Genomic DNA, 17,808 nt, shown 5'->3' with positions numbered 1-17,808 from the left:
CCGCCGCCGCCAAGCCCGCGACCGCGCCCGCCAAGGCTGCCGCAAAGCGCTGCCGCGATGCCAAGGGCCGCTTCATGAAGTGCGCCAAGTAAGCTGACCGTATTCTCGCGGGCCCCGGCTCGCGGCGAGAAAGGCCCCGCGATTGCGGGGCCTTTTTTGGTTTGCGGGGGAAAGGGAAGGGGCCTCCGGCGGGCAAGGGTTACCACCCTTGCATCCCATGACTCTTTGGTTGCGGTTGACGCGGAACGGGGTGTGAAACTCTGTGACCTTTGAGCCAGTCAAAGCGCCTTCGGCGCGGGCTCCTTTCGCTGAACCCGGCGCTGCAAGTCGCTGGCAGTATTGATGTTTATGCGATCCAAATGCTGCGGCGGCGTGGGGGCGAGGAACGCGCTGAGCGGTCCTGTCGACCATCAACTTTGTGACCTTCCATTCCGGAGCAAACCCGCGCTCCGGAGAAACTGGAGTGGTCAAAAAGCGCGAGGAAAGGCGGTGGATCATCGCGCAGGTTAAGACAGATTTGCGCGATGTAGGAAAGCCAAGACACAGCCGGCGCAACGGGGCGGCAGCCAATGGCGGCTCTCACGCTGTTCTGATTGGGGGAGCTATGGCGGCGTTTGCGTGGGGAACGGACGTTATCGGCGTGTACCTACTTTCGCGGCGCAAATACCGTGTCGACCGTTGCCAGCGCCTCGGTCAGGTCTGCAATCATCATTCTGATGTGCGCCTTGGTTTCAGCGGCAGTTTTAAATGTAGGGGAGATTGCGCAAAAGCTCTCTCCGTAAGACTGATTATGCGTCCGATGGTACGCGACCGAAATATACGCCACTCGATGCCCAGCCTGCTCATCCGTTAGGACCCAAAACTGATCAAGCGGCTTCGAAGCTAACGACATGGTCACAGGATAGAGCCCATTCGAATGTCCGCAATGGGGTCGTGTCCAGAAAGTCCGCCATGGATAAGCTTGCCGCGAAGCGGCCATAAACCCTGCGGCGCGGCAACCTTGCGCTACGTCTCGGCTGCCTCATCAAAAGGTAATGGGTTGCAAGGGTGGTAACCCTTGCCCGCCGGAGGCACACTTAACCCCTTTGACCCCTCAAGCGTCGATCATCTCCGGATCGATTTCGCCCGCGCGGTTCTGGATGAACATGAAGCGTTGCGCCGGATCGCGGCCCATCAGGCGGTCGACGAGGTCCTTTACCGCCGCGCGGCCTTCGTATTCGGGCGGCAGCGTGATCCGCAGCAGCCCGCGCGTGGCGGGGGCCATCGTGGTTTCGCGCAGCTGGCCGGGGTTCATTTCGCCCAAGCCCTTGAAGCGGCCGACTTCGACCTTCTTGCCCTTGAACACGGTATTTTCCAGCTCGATCCGGTGCGCATCGTCGCGGGCGTAGGCGCTGGTTGCGCCCGAGGTCAGCCGGTACAGCGGCGGTTGCGCCAGGTAGAGGTGCCCGCGCCGGACGATGTCGGGCATTTCCTGGAAGAAGAACGTCATCAGCAGCGTGGCGATATGCGCGCCGTCAACATCGGCGTCGGTCATGATGATGACGCGATCGTAGCGCAGATTGTCGGCGTTGCAGTCCTTGCGCATGCCGCAGCCGAGCGCGAGGCCGAGGTCGGCGATTTCGCTGTTGGCGCGGATCTTGTCGACGGTGGCGCTGGCGACGTTGAGGATCTTGCCACGGATCGGCAGGATGGCCTGGGTCTTGCGGTCGCGTGCCTGCTTGGCGCTGCCGCCGGCCGAATCGCCTTCGACGATGAACAGTTCGGTCTCGCCGCTGCCTTCGCCGGTGCAGTCGGTGAGCTTGCCCGGCAGCCGCAGCTTGCGCGCGCTGGTCGCGGTCTTGCGCTTGATCTCGCGTTCGGCCTTGCGCCGCAGCCGCTCGTCCATCCGCTCCATCACGGCGCCGAGCAGCGCTTTCCCGCGCTCCATGTTGTCCGACAGGAAGTGGTCGAAGTGATCGCGCACCGCGTTTTCGACCAGCCGCGCGGCTTCGGGGCTGGTGAGGCGATCCTTGGTCTGGCTCTGGAACTGCGGTTCGCGCACGAACACCGAGAGCATCGCCTCGCTGCCCGTCACCACGTCTTCGGGCGCGATGTCCTTGGCTTTTTTCTGGCCGACAAGTTCGGCAAAGGCGCGCACGCCCTTGGTGAGCGCCGAGCGCAGGCCCTGTTCGTGCGTGCCGCCATCGGGGGTGGGAATGGTGTTGCAGTAGTAGGAATAGGCGCCATCGGACCATAGCGGCCAGGCGACGGCCCATTCTACGCGGCCCTGTTCGGTTCCGGGAAAGTCCTGGCTGCCGGTGAACGGCAGTGTGGTCACGCATTCGCGGCCGTCGATCTGTTCGGCCAGGTGATCGGCCAGCCCGCCCGGAAACTGGAACACCGCTTCGGCCGGCACATCGTCGCTGACCAACGAAGCCGCGCATTTCCAGCGGATTTCGACGCCCGCGAACAGATAGGCTTTGGATCGAGCGAGCTTGAACAGCCGCGCCGGCTTGAATTTCGCGTCGGCGCCGAAAATTTCGTGATCGGGCACGAAGCTTACCGTGGTCCCGCGCCGGTTGGGCGCATTGCCCATCCGCTTGAGCGGACCTTGCGCCACGCCGCGCGAGAATTCCTGCGCGTAGAGCTCCTTGTTGCGCGCCACTTCGATCCGCGTGAGCGACGACAGCGCGTTGACCACCGACACACCCACGCCGTGCAATCCACCCGACGTGGCGTAAGCCTTGCCCGAGAATTTGCCGCCCGAATGCAGCGTGGTCATGATCACTTCGAGCGCGGACTTGCCCGGGAACTTGGGGTGTTCGTCCACCGGAATGCCGCGCCCGTTGTCCGATACAATCAGCTTGTTGCCTTCATCAAGCGTGACTTCGATGCGGTTGGCATGGCCCGCGACCGCTTCGTCCATCGCGTTGTCGATCACTTCGGCGGCCAGGTGGTGCAGCGCGCGCTCGTCGGTGCCGCCGATATACATGCCGGGGCGCCGACGCACGGGCTCGAGGCCTTCGAGCACCTCGATCGCCGCGCCGTTGTAACTGTCCTCACCCGCGCCAGTGCTGGGGCCGGGGAGGCTTTCGAAAAGATCGTCCGCCATATGTTCCCGCCTATAGAGCGCGCGGGATTCACCGCGCAAGCGCGCGGGTTTGCTTATCCATAGCCTTCCGCGAAGTTCGTCCTCAGTCTGCGAACCGCGACGGTGCCGGCGAAACGACCTTGATGGTGCCCGCGCCCACTTCGCGCACTTCCATCGCGCGTTCGGCCACGCCGTTCGGGCGGAAGCGGAACACGCCATCCAATCCGATGAACCCGCCCTTGTCGTAAAGCTTGGCCGTGGGGAACACGGTGCCCGGCCGCCAGGTGCGCGCGACGTTCATCGTCAGCAGCACGCTATCGTAGCCGAGCGTCGAAATGCGCGGCGGCGTGGTGCCGAAGCGGGTTTTGTACGTGGCCGAAAAGCGGGGGAAACGCGCATCCGAAAGCGCTGCGAACCACGCGCCGCGCAAGGCCGGGCTGCGCGTCAGCGCTACGTCGCCTGCCCACAATTCGGTGCCGAGGATGCGGGGGCCGTCACCCACCAGCGGCGCGGCCTGCATTGACAGGCGCGGACCATCGGCGATCAGCACCGCGTCGAAATCGGCGCTTTGGGTCAAGCGATGGACAGCGCCGCCGATCGAGGTGTTCGAACGGTCGTAAGTCTCGACTCCGGCGACTGCCAGGCCGTCCTCGCGCGCGCTGGCGACAAGGGCTGACGAAGCGCGCTGGCCGAAGATTCCGGTGGGGATCAGCCCTGCGATCCGCTTGACACCGCTGGCTTTCGCATAGCCGACCACGCGCGCCACCGATTGGCTGGGCGCAGTGCCGAGCACGAACACGTCGTGACTGGCAACGCCGGTGTCGTTCGAATACGTGATCATCGGCACCTTGGCGGGCCGCGCGACCGAAGCCACCGCGATCACCTCTTCTGACAGCAGCGGCCCCAGGATCAACTTGTTGCCATCGGCCACGGCATGCGCGGCGGCCTGTCCGGCACCGGCCGAGGTGTCATACGTCGTGATTCGCAGGTTCTGCGCGTTGGTATCGAGCAGCGCCATCGTGGTTGCATTGGCGATCGCTTCGCCGGTTGCAGCATTCGGTCCGCTCATCGGCACCAGCAACGCGATGCGGTGGCGCTGGAGATCGCTGGGCAGCACGCCTTCCTGCGGCGCGGTTTCAACCGGGCGCGGCGGCGGCGGAGGCGGGGCGGGCGCGGTCTTGGGCACGATCTGGCACGCGGCGAGTAACGATACGCCCGTGAGCACGATAGCGCGGCGCGCCATCGCACCAGCGCCCTTGTTGACTGACATTGCTTGCCGCTCCCCGTAACCCGGTCCATTGAGGCCGACGATGGACACGTCGATGCTTGAACCGGGGCTGTATATTGTCGCCACGCCGATTGGCAATCTTGGTGACGTGACTTTGCGATCGGCCGAAGTGCTGGCCGGCTGTGCGCTTATCGCGTGCGAGGATACGCGCGTGACCGGGCGGTTGCTCCACCACCTGGGGCTGAGCAAAAAGATGCAGCGGTATGATGATCACGCCGATGCCGGCGCGCGTGATCGGCTGCTGGAAGCGATGGAGCATCAGCCTGTGGCGCTCGTTTCGGATGCGGGCACGCCGCTGATTTCCGATCCGGGCTACCGACTGGTACGTGCCGCGCGCGAGGCGGGAATCAAGGTCACCAGCATTCCCGGACCAAGCGCGCTGGTAACGGCGCTGACTTTGGCCGGCCTGCCGACCGACCGCTTCCTGTTCGCCGGCTTCCTGCCGAGCAAGGCCAAGGCGCGCGAGGATGCGTTGCGCGAATTTGCCGCCTTGCGCGCGACGCTGGTATTTTACGAGACGGGACCAAGGCTGGTGGCGTCGCTCGAAGCCATCGCAGCGGTGCTGGCCGGGCGCGAAGTGGCGGTGGCGCGCGAGTTGACCAAGCTCTACGAGGAATGCCGCAGCGGCAGCGCCGAAGACTTGATCGCGCATTACCGCGAACACCCGCCGCGCGGAGAGATCGTGCTGCTGATCGGACCGCCGGGCGAGGCGGGTCCTCCCGATGCCGATAAGATTGAGGCCGCAATGCGCGCGGCGCTCGCGGAGATGAGCCCATCGCAGGCCGCATCCACGGTGGCCAAGGCGCATGGTCTCGATCGCAAGACGTTGTACGCGCAAGCCATGGCACTGAAATCGTGAGCAAAGCCTCGCGGCTCCACGCCGAACAGCGCGGCCGCCGGGGCGAAGCCATCGCCGCGTGGTATTTGCGGCTGACCGGCTGGCGGATTCTCGCCAAGCGCCAGAAGATCGGCGTGGGCGAGGTCGACCTGATTGCACGACGCGGGCGGACGGTGGCGTTCATCGAGGTGAAATGGCGCGCTACCGCCGAGGCGCTCGATCTTGCGATCGATGCACGGCGGCTGGCGCGGGTGGCGCGCGCGGCCGAGGCGCTGGCGCCCAGGTTCGCGCGCGATGGCGATGTGCAGCGGATCGACGTCCTCCTCCTTGCGCCGCGCCGCTGGCCGCGCCACATGCGCAACGTCTGGCAGCCATAGCGCCTGCCGCCCTAACGAACGGAATTGCGATGACATTGCGCGTTGCGGTCCAGATGGACCCGCTCCCCGGCCTCAAGATCGGCGGCGATTCGACCTTTGCGCTGATGCTCTCGGCGCAGGCGCGCGGGCACACGTTGTTCCATTATCACGTCGAATCGCTGGCATGGCAGGACGGCACGCTCACCGCGATGGCCGAATCCGCGACGGTGCAACGCGTCGATGGCGATCACTACACGCTGGGCGAACCGCGCAAGCTGGACCTCGCGAAAGACGTAGATGTGGTGCTGATGCGGCAGGACCCGCCGTTCGACCTCGGCTACATCACCGCCACGCATCTGCTCGAACGGATCGAAGGCCAGACGCTGGTGGTCAACGATCCGCGCTCGGTCCGCAATGCGCCCGAGAAGGTTTATGTGCTCGATTATGCACGGTTCATGCCGCCCACGCTGATCACGCGCTCGGCGCTCGATATCCGCGCATTCCAGCACCAGACCGCGGCGCAATTCGGCGGCGCGGTGGTGGTCAAGCCGCTTCACGGCAACGGCGGCAAGGCGGTGTTCAAGGTCGATGCCGATGGCGGCAACGTCTCGGCGCTGGCCGAATTGTTCGGCACGGTCTGGCCCGAACCGTTCATGGTTCAGCCGTTCCTCCCCGAAGTGGCCGAGGGCGACAAGCGTATCGTGCTGGTCGACGGTGAAGTCGCGGGCGCGATCAACCGCAAGCCGGGCGAGGGCGAGTTTCGCTCGAACCTCGCGGTCGGCGGCTATGCCGAACCCTGCACGCTGACGGCGCGCGAAGAGGAAATCTGCGCGGCGATGGGCAGCGAGTTGAAGCGGCTGGGCCTGGTGTTCGTCGGCATCGACGTGATCGGCGGCAAGTGGCTGACCGAGATCAACGTCACTTCGCCCACCGGGATCGTGGCGATCGACCGCTACAACGGGACGGACACGCCGGGTCTGATCTGGGACGCGATCGAACGGCGCGTGCACGGCTGAACCAAAAGGTTGCAAGCGCGTTGTAAGCGAGATGCATGACTGGATCATCCGGCTCGTAGAGGGCGGCGGCTATTGGGGCGTGCTCGCGCTGATGGCGTTGGAGAACATTTTTCCGCCGATTCCGTCCGAACTGATTCTGGGCGTGGCCGGGATCGCGGTGGCGCATGGCCGGATGGATGTGGCGCCGCTGATGGTGGCGGCCGGGGTCGGCTCGACGCTCGGCAACCTCGCGTGGTTCATGTTGGGCCGCGCGATGGGCTTCGAGCGGCTCAAGCCTTTCGTCGATCTCTGGGGCCGCTGGCTGACGCTCGACTGGAGCGAGGTGGAGGCACTCGCGCGGTTTTTCGAACGGCACGGGCAATGGGTGGTATTCGCCATCCGCTTTGCACCGGTCATGCGCACGATGATCTCGCTGCCCGCGGGCATGGCCAGGATGGGCTGGCTGCGCTTCACGCTGTTCACGCTGGCCGGCACCAGCGTGTGGAATGCGATCCTGCTGGCCGCGGGTTACTGGCTTGGCCGCAATTTCGGCGCGATCGACCAGGTAACCGGACCGTTCGCGATCGGTGTGCTGGTGCTGGTGAGTGCCGCCTACGTGTGGCGCCTCATTTCGCGTCGGCCAGCCAGTCCTCCAGATACTTGATCGTATAGCCACCATCAAGGAACGTCGGGTCGGTCAGCAGCTTGCGGTGCATCGGGATCGAGGTTTTCACGCCCTCGATCACCATTTCCTCAAGTGCGCGACGCAGACGCATTATGCAGCCTTCGCGCGTGCGGCCATAGACGATCAGCTTGGCGATCATCGAATCGTAATACGGCGGAATGCGATAACCCGCGTAAAGCCCTGAATCGACACGCACATGCATGCCGCCGGCAGCGTGATAGCTGGTGACCAGTCCGGGCGATGGGGCAAACGTTTCGGGGTCTTCGGCGTTGATCCGGCACTCGATCGCGTGGCCCTTGAACTCGATGTCCTCCTGCTTCACCGACAGCGGCTTGCCATCGGCAATGCGGATCTGTTCGCGCACCAGGTCGACGCCGGTGATGGCTTCGGTGACCGGGTGTTCGACCTGGAGTCGGGTGTTCATCTCGATGAAGTAGAATTCGCCGTTTTCCCACAGGAACTCGATCGTGCCCGCGCCGCGATAACCCATGCCGGCCATCGCGTCCGACACAACCTTGCCCATCCGCGCGCGTTCGTCCGACGAGATGACCGGCGAGGGTGCTTCTTCGAGCACCTTCTGATGGCGGCGCTGGAGCGAACAGTCGCGTTCGCCCAGGTGGATCGCGTTGCCGTTGCCATCGCCGAAAATCTGGAATTCGATGTGGCGCGGATTGCCCAGGTACTTTTCGAGATAGACCGTGGCGTCGCCGAACGCCGCCTTGGCCTCGGACCCTGCTTGCAGCATCAGCGTTTCAAGCTCGTGCGGCCCGGTGCACACTTTCATGCCGCGCCCGCCGCCGCCCGAAGCGGCCTTGATGATCACCGGATAGCCGATTTCTGCCGCGATCCGCCCGGCTTCGACCGGATCGGTGATCGCGCCGTCAGACCCCGGCACCAGCGGCAGCCCGAGCTTGCCCGCGGTGCGCTTGGCCTCGACCTTGTCGCCCATCGTGCGGATGTGTTCGGGTTTCGGCCCGATCCAGGTGATGTGATGAGCTTCGACGATTTCGGCAAACTGGGCGTTTTCGGACAGGAAGCCGTAGCCCGGATGGATCGCATCGGCCTGCGTCACTTCGGCGGCCGAGATGATCGCGGGGATGTTGAGGTAGCTGTCACGCGCCGCCGGCGGCCCGATGCACACCGCGCGGTCGGCCAGGCGGACGTGCATCGCATCGGCGTCTGCCGTTGAGTGCACGGCAACCGTCTCGATGCCCATTTCGTGCGCGGCGCGGTGGATGCGCAGCGCGATTTCGCCCCGGTTGGCGATGAGGATGCGGCTGATGGCCATGTTTTGCCTCAGTCGATCACGACGAGCGGCTGGTCGTATTCGACCGGCTGCGCGTTTTCGACCAGGATCGCGCTGACCATGCCCGAACGCGGTGCGACGATCGGGTTCATGACCTTCATCGCTTCGATGATCAGCAGCGTTTCGCCTTCCTTGACCGGCTTGCCGACCGACACGAACGGCGGCGAGCTGGGGTCGGCCGAGAGGTAAACCGTGCCGACCATCGGCGACTTGACCGCATTGGCCGAAACCGCAGGCGTAGCCGGAGCGGCGGCGGCGACGGGTGCCGCGGCCGCCGCAACTGGCGCGGCCACCGCAACTTGTGCGGCAACAGGCGCCGCTGTGAGCTGCCGCGCGACGCGGATCTTGCGCGGGCCGTCTTCGACCTCGATTTCGGACAGCCCGGTTTCGGCCAGCAGTTCGGCGAGTTCGCGCACCAGTGCGCCATCGATCGCCATCATTGAACCTTGGGCCGAATCCTTGCCCGATCCGTTTCCGCCGTCTTGACCCATGTCGTGCCCCTTGCTGTCGCCGGATGAATTGACTTGGCGCTATGCGCGGGGGGCACCGTGCTGGCAAGAGGGTGTGGGCAGGCGAGCCGCCGCGCGGTGGAAAAACCGGCTGCGGTTAGACCTTAGCCAGCTTGGCTGCCGCTTCAAGCGCGAGCAGGTAGCTATCGGCGCCGAAGCCCGCGATCGTGCCCTTGGCTGCCATGCCGACATAACTGCGATGCCGGAAGGTCTCGCGCGTGTGCGGATTGGACAAGTGCACTTCGATCACCGGCGTGCGGATCGCCTTGATCGCATCGTAAAGCGCGATCGAGGTGTGGGTGAAGGCACCGGCATTGAGCAGGACCACCGCCGCCTCGCTGGCCTGGGCTTCGTGCAGCCAGTCGACCAGGTGACCTTCATGGTTCGACTGCCGCACATCGACTTCAAGCCCGAGGTCACGCGCACGGTCTTCAAGTCGCCCGGCGATGTCGTCGAGCGTGTCCGAGCCATAGATGGCCGGTTCGCGGGTGCCGAGCAAGTTGAGGTTGGGGCCGTTGAGCACGAACACCATCGGCTTTGGCAAAGCTGCGGGCTGGGATTGTGGAGGCAATGACATCGGCGTGCCTTGGTGAATTGTGCAGGAGCGCGACCGATAGCCTTTTGCCGGATGTTACCGCAAGCGCCGGCAGCTAACGCAAGCCGTGGTTACTCGTGCGAACCAGGAGGCGCTGCGATATCACCGCTGGCGGTGTTGTGATCGACCTCGCCCGCACCTTGCGGGCTGGGATCGAAGCCGCCGGCATCGAGCAGAGGTTCTACCGCAGAGGGTTGAGTGGGATCTTCGACGGCAGGCGCTTGCTGCGACATCTGCTGGGGAGCGGCCACCGCCGCGCTGGCCGATGCCGGACGGGCACCATTGGTCAGCATGTCACCACCCGGCTGGCCGGCCATGCTGCCGTGTGGCATCATGCGTTCGTGATCGCCGTTTTCCGCAAGGTGCTGGTCCGCGCCCTGTTGCTGTGCCTGCGTGCCCACATCGAGCGGTTGGGATGAAGGGCCCGACCTGCTTCCGCAGCCGGTGAGTGCGATCGTCAGGCACCCAAGGATTGCAACAGCGGGCCAACCGCACTGCCGCGCAGGGCCGCGAGCGTTTGTCGGGACGATAAGGGGACGACGGCCGAGGCTCATCTCGCGATTTATCCATCAACATTAGGCCATCAACATGCGGCACTTGATTGCATGTCGCAAAATAGGCGCAAATGGTTACCGATTGCTGAGTGGAACCGGCCGACGATCGCCGGTCACGATAATTTTTTGCGCAGTTATTTGTCGGTTCCGCGCGTTTTACCGAACTGGCGCGCGGCGGTGTAGCCAAGGTATCCGGTGCCGAACAGGCCATAAAGCGCTTCGGGCAAGGCGTTGAGATAGCCGGTTATGCCATTGGCGATATCGTGCGCGGCGGCGGGGCGGAACGCGGCGATCAGGCCCATCGGCAGCGACCACAGGATCATCGCATACATCACATAAAGAAAGCCGGGCCGCGCGCGGCTTGTCCACGGATCGGCCGATTGCGCCTCGGCCAGGATTGCGGACATCTGCGTCTGGATCGCGGCCAGTTCCTGCGTTCCTTCCATCTGCAGCAGTTGCAGCTTGGCGGCATCGCGCTCCTTGGGATCGGGGATGACCTTGTCGATGATCGAGGCGATCGGGGCGATCAGGGCCGAGAAAATGGGCATGGGGAAGGCTCCGGCTGGTAGAACGAAGCCGAAACAAATAGCCATGAAGGGCGATGTAGGAAAATGGATTTTTGCGGGGCGGGTGCGGCAGGCTTGTGCGCGGTTGCAACTGCGTTGCATGTGCCGCCTCCTGCGCTTGCGCTCTGTAGTTTTCCGGAAGTCCGTCCCCGAACGGACTTGGCATCCGGAAAATTGGTCGGGACGACAGGATTCAAACCTCCGACCCCGACACCCCCAGCCGATAAATTGAGTGGGCTCTAAGGCACTGGAAATAAACAAAAGACTCTGATTTCTCGAGCCTTATAGTGTAGATCGGCGCCCAAACGTGAACCTGCAAATGACTGTATAAGTTATTGTAATATAATGAATATTAGGACACATTGGGGGTCTCGATAGGCGCTGATCGGGGCCTCCGCACTGCGCTTTTACGAACAATTTCAAACGCTTTCACTGTGCCATGCCGGGCCCTTGGTTCGACGCCGAATCACAACATTGACGTCAAATTCTGCCCCTATTTCTTGGGAATGATCTTTCGGTCCTTAAGCCAGGCTTGGAAGGAGTCGATCCACTGGGCGCTGCTGGCAAAGCTACCTCGCATCCCGAATCCGTGCATTCCGGTACTGTAGAAATGTGCTTCAACCGATTTGCCGGCTGCACGCCAAGACTGCATCAGCCCCATATCCGCGTTGAGGCCTCTGAGCATCGTTGTATCGTCGAGCGCGATGGCAAGGAACAGGGGCGGCGCATAAGCGGGCACTTCGCGCGCAGACCCAGATCGTCCCAATTATACAGGTCATGTGACGCATAGGCCCTCACGCCCCATGTATAGATTTTGCTGCCGTTGACGGTCTTTTCCTTGTTCTTACCGTACCAGTAAAACGTATCGCCGACCTGGATGAGGGACCCGCCATGGGCCTGGATCGGCTTGCCCGACGTATCGAGCCAGCGCTCTCCGGGCTGGAACATCGTCCGGCACCGCGGTGCCGGTACAATGATCTGTGCGGAACTTATCGTCGCCTCACCAGCCGCCAGAGCGCCAACGCCACCAAGCACGCCGCGGCGGGTCATCTGTGTCACGCCCATCTCCTCATCCCTTCGTGGATGCATGCATCAGGGAGTGATGCTACAACGTTCCCCTGCGATTGCGCTTAGACCGCAGGACATTTAGAGTAATACTCATACATTTGCCGTCAACGCCACATTGACCTGCTTCGGGAGGAATGAACCGCTTTTGCAGAGCGCTCGGGCGTGAAGGCATTGCTGAGGGGGCTGGGGTGACAAAGAGCGGTTTGACGGACATTTTTCCTGCCATCGACGATGTAGCGACGCCTGTACCAGCTTTGCGCGAGCAGCCACTGAACAGCTGGTCAGGAGCGCGACAGCCTTGCGGTTCGCCGGTGAGCGGTGCGGACGCCATGACATCGGCCCGTCGACGGTCAAGACAGCTCAAGACGGGTATCATCTCAATGGCCATGTTGGGTTCAGTTGTGTCCGCGCACGCGACGCAAGTGAACCGGGACGTGGCAGGTTCACTTGCCGATGGCACCGCGATCGAGGCGATTACTCTAACGAACGCCCAAGGCATCGCGGCCAGGATATTGACTTATGGAGCGACACTCCAGTCGCTTGTCGTGGTTGATCGCGCGGGCAACCGGGCGGACATTGTGCTCGGCTATGATGACCTTGGCTCTTACGTTGCTCATCCCGGATATTTTGGAGTGACGGTCGGGCGTTATGCGAACCGAATAGCGGGCGGTCGTTTCATGCTGGATGGAAAGAGCTTTCAGCTTCCGGTCAACAATGGGCCCAATTCCTTGCACGGTGGCGATCAGGGCTTTGACAAGAAGGTCTGGCATGTCGTTTCGGTATCCAGCGGCCCCGTCGCCAGCGTTGTACTGTCGCTACACAGCCCCGATGGCGACCAAGGATACCCCGGCAATCTCGATGTGCAGGTAACCTACTCTCTGAATGAAACTGGCGCCTTGTCGATCTTGTTCGAAGCGAAAACTGACAAGGCAACGGTGGTCAATCTTACCAACCACGCCTTTTTCAATTTGGTCGGCGAGGGCACTGCGCCTGGTGCGACGGGGCATCTGCTCACTATCGCAGCCAATGCCATCACGCCTGTTGATGCCAATCTCATCCCGACAGGCCAGTTCCAGTCCGTTGCGGGGACGCCGTTTGATTTCCGCAAGCCCCGCCGCATTGCCGATGGCATTCGCGATGGTCGTGACACGCAAATCAGCTTTGGCCGTGGCTACGATCACAATTTTGTGCTCAACGGTGGACTGACCAGCGAACCCAAGTTTGCGGCTCGTCTCGAGGACAAGGGTTCCGGCCGGGTGCTAGAACTGCGAACGACCGAGCCCGGCCTTCAGCTCTACAGTGGCAATTTTCTGGACGGCACGACGATCGGCAAGAGTGGTCACATTTACCGAATGGGCGACTCCATCTCGCTGGAGCCGCAAAAATTCCCGGATTCGCCGAACCATCCGGCCTTCCCTTCGGCGCGCCTCGATCCTGGCAAGCCCTATCGGCATCTGTCGATCTATCAGTTTACGGTTGAGCGCTGATCTTGACGCATTCCCATCTACCTACTAATCACTAGGTAGGTAACAAGCTTCTTTAGGGGTACGGGTGTGTTTCAGAACCTGACAAGTGGTGAGAAACTCCTCGATCTGTGGCCCTATCTCTTGGCGGCTACCGGCATTGGCGTCGGGATCGTGACGGGCTTCTTCAAGGCGCGCCGCATCCAGCCTGGCCGTTTCAAATGGATCACATTCCGCAACGAGGCGATTTTCGCTGCGATCAACCTGGTGGTGACCGGCTTCACGCTCGGCCCGCTCAACAGCATCCTGCGCAAAAAGGGCTTCATTGTTCTCAACCATGCCACGGTGTCGTGGTGGGTCGTTGCGCTCGAGTTCGCGGTCTATTTCGTGCTGTTCGACACTTGGTTCTACTGGCTGCATCGGGGGATGCACAAAGAGCCGTTCTACAAGTGGATCCACAAACTCCATCACCGCTCGACATCCCCCAACTTGCTCACCACATTTTCGGTCAGTCCGCTCGAATCACTGGTTAACGGTGGTTTTCTGCCGGTTTTCCTGACGTCTGCCACGTTGATCTTCGGGGGAGCGCACGACAAGTCGGTCGCGCTGATCGTGCCGTTCACGATCTGGATGGGGCTTTACGTTCACTCCGGCCACGAATTCCTGCCGCGCTGGTGGAACCGCACCTGGGCGACCAAGTGGTTCATCACGACGACGTTCCACGATCAGCACCACAAGTACTTCAACTACAATTTCGGCGGCTACAGCCAGGTGTGGGACTACTTGTGCGGGACCGTGCGCAAGAAGTACGAGACCGACTTCGAAAGCCCGAAGGGCAGTCGGATCGATACCGCAGCCGCACCTGCCGACAACCCGGCCAACTCAGTGGCACGACCCGAGAGTGCTCCCGCCGGGGGTGCGTTGGCTGCGGGTACGCGGTGACCGGACGCGGCCGGTGAGCGATGCCGAAGTCCTTCCCGAGCGCACCCGTATGCACAAGGACGATCGCCGATCGGCAATCATCGTCGAAGCCATTCGGATCATCGGTGAACGCGGCTACCAGGCGTGCAGCATCAACGAACTGGCGAAGCGCTGCGGCCTGACCACCGCAGGGTTGTTGCACCATTTCGGAAGCAAGGAAGGCGTGTTGATCGCCTTGCTGAAAGAGCGCGACCGCCGCGACGCCGACGCCATTTCGGGCCGCCTGGGCCTGCACCGCGATCAGGACCTGTCGCGCGAGCAAGTCCTCACGATGCTGCATGCGATTGTCCGGCAGAATGCCGGTCAGCCGCACCTCGTCCGGCTTTACGCGATCTTGCGCGCCGAAGCGCTGGTCGAGAATCACCCGGCCGGAGCGTTCTTCCTCGAACGCGAGCGCGCCACCTTCGGCCTGTTTGCGGCCGTTATCGAGCCGCATGTGGCCGATGCGTCGGCAACGGCGCGACAGCTCCAGGCTGCGATGCAAGGCCTGGAAGTGCAGTGGCTGCGCGAAAACTGCGCTTTCGACCTGGTCGCCGAATGGGACAAGGTGGCGGACAAGCTGCTCCATTAGATTCTGCAACTAGCGAGAGGGCTGGGATGACTTGCAAGATCGATCGGCGGACGCGCCACGACAGCCAAACGCACACACTCTCGCCCGAAGCATTCTTTGGCGGGGCGTTCGGGTTGCTCGTTGCCCGGCACGGATGCCTGATCGCGCAGGCGATCGAACGCCTGGGCGCGCCCCCGCTCGCCATCGAGATCGAGGGCGCGGCCTGGACGATTGCGATTGCGCATCAGGGCAGCTCAGTGACCTGCCAGCCCGGTGCAATCGAGGGCGCGCTCGTCGTCACGTTGACCGCGCAGCAGTTTTCCGAGTTGGTCCAGAACCAGATCACCTTCAACGGATTTCTCGTCGCGCGGTCGTTGCCGTTTCGCGGTGGGAGCCTGGCCGACGTGTCCATATGGGACTCGATCTGGATATGCCTGCTCGAAGGATGGCCCGTTGTCGGCGATGCGATCACGTTCAAGGACCGCAGCGGCGCGCCGCTGAATCTCGCACAGGTGTTTACGCCGGCGGACGATGCCGAGGACATACGGCACTTCCTCGCCGAAGCTGGTTACCTGCACTTGCGTGGCTGGCTCGATTCGAGCGATATGGTCGAAATTTCAGCGGAAATGGACGAGGCATTGCCACGCGCGATCGAGGGTGATGGCAAGTCCTGGTGGGCGCAAATCGATGATGGGACACGTCGTTGCGTGCGCATTCAGCACTTCGAAGCGCAATCGCCAACCACTACGCGCATACTCGCTAGCCGACGCTGGGCCGAAATGGTCTCGCTGATCGCCTGCGACGACACCTTGACCTCGGGTCAGTACGTTGAAGCTCTTGTCAAACCGGTGGGTGTCATCGCGGGACCATCGGATGTCTCGTTTCATCGTGACTGCCACCTTGGACGCCATGCCTATCTTTGTGCCCGCCGCACGGTTGGCATCGCGCTGACCCCGACGGGCGGAGGGAATGGTTCGCTGAGGGTGATTGCCGGATCGCATCGTCTGGTGATGCCGGTCGAGATCGCCAAGAAAGCGCCCTATCTTCCTGTGGTAGCGGTGGCGACCGAACCAGGGGATCTGACGATTCACCTTTCCTGCACGCTGCACGATTCAACGCCGCCGCGGGTGAGCGAGCGGCGGGTCTTGTATGTCGAGGTTCCGCTCGCACCCCGCCATGGCGCCACCGAGACAGGGCGTTCAGCCGAGGAATTGCTGAGAGAGCAGGTGACGTCGATCCATCGAGAAATCGCGCAAGCACCCGAGGGTCCTATTTAACCCGATACAAGTCTTCCAAAGCCAATGCTGCAGAGCCCTTCGCAAACCGCTCTTCGCTGGCCAGCCTGAATTCAACTTGCGCACGTCCGGCCAGAACCGGCAGCACGTTTGCCTCAAATGCTCGATGGAAGGCGGGCGCCACCAATTCGATCAAACCTTCGCGCATGCACATGATGATCATACGCTTCGGATCGCTGACGTTGACGTAGTTGGCCATGGCAAGCCCGAGCATCGAGCCGGCGCAGGCGAAGGCTGCGCTTGGAACCGGCTCGCCATTGCAAGCATCGGCTACCGCAGCAGCGTAGGCGTCCTGGACGTCGAGGAACGGCGGTGGAGCGACATTCCGGCACGCACAGATTTCCGCGACGATCGCGTAAATCGTGCAGTAGGTTGCAAGGCATCCGGTTGCCCCGCATGGGCAAGGGCGTCCCGCTTCATGGACAATTTTGGTGTGGCCCAACTCTGGATTGAGCCCTCCGGCGGTCGTCCACAGCAAGCCATTGCGATACTCAGCGAACCCAAGGCCATAACCGAGCATGACAAGGCAGAAGTCGTCATGCGGCCCGCCATCGCCGAACCAATGTTCGGCCCGGGCGACGATGCTGGCATTGTTGTCGATCGACGTCGGCACCCCGAGCCGGGCCTCGACCACATCGGCAATGCTGATCTCACCACGAGGAAACGTCTGGAGCCAGAGCAATGTGCCGTGCGCATTGTCCACCACAGCAGGCAAGCCAATCGCGATCCGGGTGATTTCGGACTTGGTCAGCGGGCTCTCGTCGATGGCGAGACCGATGATGTCGGCCAAGCGAGCAGCCAGGGTGTCGAGCCCACTGAATAAGACTTCGGGACTGCGCGAAAAAATCACTTCGCCGCGCAAATTGGCAATGACGATCTCCAGCGTGCCGCGCGGGACCAGAAGTGCGCCCACCACGTAGGCAGCGTCAGGGTTCAAGCGCAACTCGACACGTGCCCGACCCGTCGTGACGACTGGCGCTTTTTCTTCGAGCAACAGTCCTTTGCGGACCATTCGTCCGGTCAATTCGCTAACCGTGCCTGCCGCGAGACCGGTCATCTCCACGAGTTGCGTCCTCGCCACAGGCTCGGCCCGCCGAATCGCCTTGAGCAGGGTGAGTCTGGTCAATTCCTGGTCACTGACTCGCATGTCACCTCGCTAGCACGATGAATCAGGAAATGTTAGTTCACGATTATTCAGCCACCGAAAGAACGTTGACCAGCGCACGCAGGCCCGCTAATTTGTATGAGTTATACAAAGTGGGAGGAGTTTGAGTCATGAAACTTCGCTTTGTATCAATGCTGGCAGTGACGAGCGCGCTGGCTATCGGCACCTGGGTGGCCGCGCAAACTGCGTCCGATGCCGACGCAGCCGAAAGTTCACCGACCGATCTGCTATCGGCAGCAACAATCCATTCCGGAGTCATGCAGTCACGGCTCTTCACAAGATGATGTTCATCATGCGCGCGCGCCTTTCTATCGTAATCATTCTCTCGCTACTGGGGACTTCCAGCCTGACCCTTGCCAAAGGCGATGATGCCGAGACTCGAGCGGTCGCCACGGTCAAGGCGATGACGCCCGATGAAAAGACTGTATTGACCCATGGCATCTTCGCGATCCCATTCGGTCCGAGTGTCAAAATTCCCGACGATGCTGTGCCCGGCGCGGGCTACGTGCCCGGCTTGCCGCGAC

Annotated in this window: 18 protein-coding genes and 1 pseudogene; 9 read left to right on the top strand and 10 right to left on the bottom strand. The window is 62.5% G+C overall.

Annotated elements, in window-relative coordinates; genetic code table 11:
- Window positions 1-1,093 precede the first annotated feature (1,093 nt).
- Both parE and Q0R16_RS13640 read right to left on the bottom strand, forming a co-directional pair.
- Window positions 1,094-3,091 carry a DNA topoisomerase IV subunit B gene (gene parE / locus Q0R16_RS13645; RefSeq protein ID WP_295637030.1) on the bottom strand — a complete coding sequence of 666 codons (1,998 nt, stop codon included), beginning with the start codon at window positions 3,089-3,091 and terminating at the stop codon, window positions 1,094-1,096.
- An 82-nt stretch (window positions 3,092-3,173) separates the two neighbouring features.
- A complete protein-coding gene (locus tag Q0R16_RS13640) occupies window positions 3,174-4,340 on the bottom strand; it encodes a penicillin-binding protein activator (protein ID WP_295637027.1) in 1,167 nt (388 codons plus the stop codon).
- A gap of 40 nt (window positions 4,341-4,380) precedes the next feature.
- Between Q0R16_RS13640 and rsmI the strand changes: the two genes are divergently transcribed.
- Genes rsmI through Q0R16_RS13620 form a run of 4 tightly spaced genes read left to right on the top strand, consistent with a single transcriptional unit; the run spans window position 4,381 to window position 7,211 of the window.
- Window positions 4,381-5,217 (top strand): 16S rRNA (cytidine(1402)-2'-O)-methyltransferase, encoded by an 837-nt coding sequence (rsmI, locus tag Q0R16_RS13635; protein WP_295637024.1) that lies wholly within the window; start codon window positions 4,381-4,383, stop codon window positions 5,215-5,217.
- Window positions 5,214-5,573 (top strand): YraN family protein, encoded by a 360-nt coding sequence (locus Q0R16_RS13630; RefSeq protein WP_295637021.1) that lies wholly within the window; start codon window positions 5,214-5,216, stop codon window positions 5,571-5,573. Before rsmI ends, Q0R16_RS13630 begins: the two co-directional genes overlap by 4 nt.
- Window positions 5,574-5,602: 29 nt before the next feature.
- Entirely contained in the window at window positions 5,603-6,568 is a 966-nt protein-coding gene (gene gshB / locus Q0R16_RS13625; protein WP_295637018.1) for a glutathione synthase, read from the top strand.
- A gap of 31 nt (window positions 6,569-6,599) precedes the next feature.
- A complete protein-coding gene (locus tag Q0R16_RS13620; RefSeq protein WP_295637016.1) occupies window positions 6,600-7,211 on the top strand; it encodes a DedA family protein in 612 nt (203 codons plus the stop codon).
- Here Q0R16_RS13620 and accC read toward each other — a convergent pair.
- The 6 genes from accC to Q0R16_RS13590 form a co-directional block, all read right to left on the bottom strand.
- Window positions 7,174-8,520, bottom strand: a complete 1,347-nt coding sequence (gene accC, locus Q0R16_RS13615; protein WP_295637014.1) for an acetyl-CoA carboxylase biotin carboxylase subunit — start codon at window positions 8,518-8,520, stop codon at window positions 7,174-7,176. The genes Q0R16_RS13620 and accC overlap by 38 nt on opposite strands.
- Before the next feature lie 8 nt (window positions 8,521-8,528).
- Window positions 8,529-9,029: an acetyl-CoA carboxylase biotin carboxyl carrier protein gene (gene accB, locus Q0R16_RS13610; protein ID WP_295637012.1), complete on the bottom strand. Its 501-nt coding sequence runs from the start codon at window positions 9,027-9,029 to the stop codon at window positions 8,529-8,531.
- A 115-nt stretch (window positions 9,030-9,144) separates the two neighbouring features.
- Window positions 9,145-9,579, bottom strand: coding sequence for a type II 3-dehydroquinate dehydratase (aroQ, locus tag Q0R16_RS13605; RefSeq protein ID WP_295637036.1), 435 nt, complete (start codon window positions 9,577-9,579; stop codon window positions 9,145-9,147).
- 134 nt (window positions 9,580-9,713) lie between these two features.
- Window positions 9,714-10,043, bottom strand: coding sequence for a hypothetical protein (locus tag Q0R16_RS13600; protein ID WP_295637010.1), 330 nt, complete (start codon window positions 10,041-10,043; stop codon window positions 9,714-9,716).
- 287 nt (window positions 10,044-10,330) lie between these two features.
- Window positions 10,331-10,744 carry a holin family protein gene (locus Q0R16_RS13595; RefSeq protein ID WP_295637009.1) on the bottom strand — a complete coding sequence of 138 codons (414 nt, stop codon included), beginning with the start codon at window positions 10,742-10,744 and terminating at the stop codon, window positions 10,331-10,333.
- Between the two features lie 669 nt (window positions 10,745-11,413).
- Window positions 11,414-11,821 carry a hypothetical protein gene (locus tag Q0R16_RS13590; protein ID WP_295637007.1) on the bottom strand — a complete coding sequence of 136 codons (408 nt, stop codon included), beginning with the start codon at window positions 11,819-11,821 and terminating at the stop codon, window positions 11,414-11,416.
- 389 nt (window positions 11,822-12,210) lie between these two features.
- Here Q0R16_RS13590 and Q0R16_RS13585 point away from each other — a divergent pair, with 389 nt between their 5' ends.
- From Q0R16_RS13585 to Q0R16_RS13570, 4 genes are all read left to right on the top strand, one after another.
- Window positions 12,211-13,317 (top strand): aldose epimerase family protein, encoded by a 1,107-nt coding sequence (locus Q0R16_RS13585; protein ID WP_295637033.1) that lies wholly within the window; start codon window positions 12,211-12,213, stop codon window positions 13,315-13,317.
- Between the two features lie 66 nt (window positions 13,318-13,383).
- Complete coding sequence (locus tag Q0R16_RS13580; protein ID WP_295637005.1) at window positions 13,384-14,235, top strand: sterol desaturase family protein; 852 nt, start codon at window positions 13,384-13,386, stop codon at window positions 14,233-14,235.
- A 13-nt stretch (window positions 14,236-14,248) separates the two neighbouring features.
- A complete protein-coding gene (locus Q0R16_RS13575; protein WP_295637004.1) occupies window positions 14,249-14,845 on the top strand; it encodes a TetR/AcrR family transcriptional regulator in 597 nt (198 codons plus the stop codon).
- A gap of 113 nt (window positions 14,846-14,958) precedes the next feature.
- Window positions 14,959-16,101 carry a phytanoyl-CoA dioxygenase family protein gene (locus tag Q0R16_RS13570; protein WP_295637002.1) on the top strand — a complete coding sequence of 381 codons (1,143 nt, stop codon included), beginning with the start codon at window positions 14,959-14,961 and terminating at the stop codon, window positions 16,099-16,101.
- On the opposite strand, the gene Q0R16_RS13565 is transcribed toward Q0R16_RS13570, so the two are convergent.
- Together Q0R16_RS13565 and Q0R16_RS13560 are read right to left on the bottom strand one after the other, a co-directional pair.
- On the bottom strand, window positions 16,094-17,245 hold the full coding sequence (locus tag Q0R16_RS13565; protein WP_295637000.1) for an ROK family transcriptional regulator: 1,152 nt from the start codon (window positions 17,243-17,245) through the stop codon (window positions 16,094-16,096). The two genes, Q0R16_RS13570 and Q0R16_RS13565, sit on opposite strands and share 8 nt — an antisense overlap.
- 64 nt (window positions 17,246-17,309) lie before the next feature.
- A complete protein-coding gene (locus Q0R16_RS13560; protein WP_295636997.1) occupies window positions 17,310-17,543 on the bottom strand; it encodes a hypothetical protein in 234 nt (77 codons plus the stop codon).
- 21 nt (window positions 17,544-17,564) lie between these two features.
- On the opposite strand from Q0R16_RS13560, the pseudogene Q0R16_RS13555 reads away from it, so the two are divergent.
- Window positions 17,565-17,808: pseudogene (locus tag Q0R16_RS13555) on the top strand (glycosyl hydrolase); the annotation flags it as partial.

It is taken from the genome of Novosphingobium sp. (assembly GCF_025351285.1).
Lineage (GTDB): Bacteria > Pseudomonadota > Alphaproteobacteria > Sphingomonadales > Sphingomonadaceae > Novosphingobium.
Note: the sequence above shows the minus strand (reverse complement) of the source record. Positions and strands in the feature narration are given on the sequence as shown.